1 pseudogene is annotated in these 356 nt (G+C 80.3%); it reads left to right on the forward strand.

The features are described 5' to 3' along the window. A pseudogene (locus tag VR45_RS35455) lies at positions 1 to 356 on the forward strand (FUSC family protein); the annotation flags it as partial.

The following is a 356-nucleotide window of genomic DNA, read 5'->3' on the forward strand; positions in this document are numbered from 1 at the left end:
GCGGAGGCCCGGGTGGTCAACGTCGCCGCCGGGGCGGCGATCGGCCTCCTCGCCGGGCTCTGCGCCTGGCCCCGCGGCGGCGCCCAGGACCTGCGCCGACGCACCGCCGGGCTGCTGGAGGACAGCGCGGACGCGCTGCGCGAGACGGTCGCCGTGCTGACCGGCACCGGCCGCCCGGGCGGGGCGCTGCGCCGGGCCCGCCACTCCAGCCTGCTCACCGAGGCGATGTACGCCCAGTACCGCTGCGAACGGCACGACCCGGCCGGGGACGGGCCCAACTGGCAGGCGGCCGTCCTGGCCGGGCAGCACGCCGTCCGGGGCGCCGAACCGCTGCTGGCCCGTATCCCGCCCGGGAC

Origin of the sequence: Streptomyces sp. NRRL S-495 (assembly GCF_000966955.1) — a bacterium.
In the GTDB taxonomy this organism is placed as follows: domain Bacteria; phylum Actinomycetota; class Actinomycetes; order Streptomycetales; family Streptomycetaceae; genus Kitasatospora; species Kitasatospora purpeofusca.